Origin of the sequence: Acinetobacter ursingii DSM 16037 = CIP 107286 (genome assembly GCF_000368825.1) — a bacterium.
GTDB lineage: Bacteria > Pseudomonadota > Gammaproteobacteria > Pseudomonadales > Moraxellaceae > Acinetobacter > Acinetobacter ursingii.
Genome location: NZ_KB849713.1, coordinates 1 through 1664 on the forward strand (window position 1 = coordinate 1; position 1664 = coordinate 1664).

Below are 1664 nucleotides of genomic sequence, written 5' to 3' on the forward strand. Positions count from 1 at the left end.
GACCTAACGGGTTAATCTTATCATAGTACATTGCTTCAAACTCAAAAGGCGATACATAACCCAGTGCACTGTGTACACGCTTTTTGTTGAATCAATCTACCCAGTTTAGTGTCGCAAGCTGTACATCTGCTAAACCTTGCCAATCTGCTTTTAAATATTCAATCACCTCTGTTTTGTATAAGCCATTCACTGTTTCAGCCAAAGCATTATCGTATGAATCACCAGTCGTACCGACTGATGCTCTTAAATTTGCTGCTTCTAAACGATTGGTATAGCGAATAGAAAGATATTGCACACCTCTGTCGGAATGGTGAATCACGTTCTTTGGCATGCCTCGATCGTGCAATGCCTGCTCAAGTGCATCGAGCACCATATCTGTATTCATCCGTGTAGATACTTTCCATCCGACAATTGCTCGTGAGAACACATCAATAATAAAGGCGGTATAGACCCAACCTGAATTGGTTTGAATATACGTGAAGTCAGCGACCTGAGAAGCATTGCTTCGCAAGGGTCAGGTTGATCAGCATTAAAATTACGTTTCACTAGATCATCTGCCCGTTTTTGATCATCTCTGCTACGGGTGGTTTGTTTATTCTTACCACGCCAAACACCTTGTATACCTAGCTTTTGCATCAATCGAGCAACTGTACAACGTGCGATAACATAACCTTCACGTTTCAATTGTTGCCAGACCTTACGCACACCATATCGACCTGAACTTTCTTTCCAAATTCGTTTAATTTGTTCAGCATGATGCTCATCATGTAGATCTCGTTTCGCTCGATGTTCTGGATTGTCAGCGAGATCTAAAGTTCGGTAATAGGTTGAAGCTGCGATCGTTAAAATCCTACAAATCGCATCAACACCATATCGATCTTTATTGTTATGGATGAAATCCACCATTATTTGTGTGGGCGGTCGAGCTCCGCCTGGGCGAAAAAAGCGGCTGCTTTACGTAGAATTTCATTGGCACGCTTTAATTCTTTAATTTCACGTTCCATTTGCTTCATTTTTTCTTGATCAGATATCTGTTGTACTTTAATAGGATTTTGCTGATCTAAATGCTTTTGATGCCAGGCACGAAGTGTTTCAGGAGTACAACCAATCTTAGGCGCAATTGCTGTGATTGCAGCCCAAGTAGAAGGATAATCTTTTTCAGATTCAATTAGTAATTGAACCGCTCTTTCTCTGATTTCAGGGGTATATTTTAATTTTGTCATCGGGATAGTCTCTCAGAATATTGACTCTCCGACAAACCCGGTACGGTTCACTCATCAATATAATTTACCCTGGAAAAAAATTAATCGTGTGAATTGCTACATATTTGACAAATTTTTCAGATAAGACCTTTGCTAAATCATCTTAGAATTAGCTGCATAATACTTATTTAAACATTGATTACAGAAAAAGTTAGTTGTTGGGAACTTAAAGTAAAGGTGGTACTTAAACTGGTTACTAAATATAGAATAGTCTCAATAATAAATATATAAAATAATAATTTACAATTTCATATGATGCGTATCATACGCATCATATATAAAGCTTTCTATTTTGATATAATTGATACAATCAACCCCTTATTAGGTTTCATTTAAATTCCATGAGTCTTACTGAAATTAAAGTTCGCCAAGCTCATTGCAAGGAAAAAACCTGTTTTTTAT

At 37.7% G+C, this 1664-nt stretch carries 1 pseudogene and 1 other annotated feature; the pseudogene reads right to left on the minus strand.

Annotated features, from left to right (window positions below):
* Positions 1-1223, minus strand: a pseudogene (locus tag F944_RS16575) (IS3 family transposase); the annotation flags it as partial.
* Positions 832-948, minus strand: a sequence feature (AL1L pseudoknot). (Overlaps the previous pseudogene by 117 nt.)
* Positions 1224-1664: the final 441 nt, after the last annotated feature.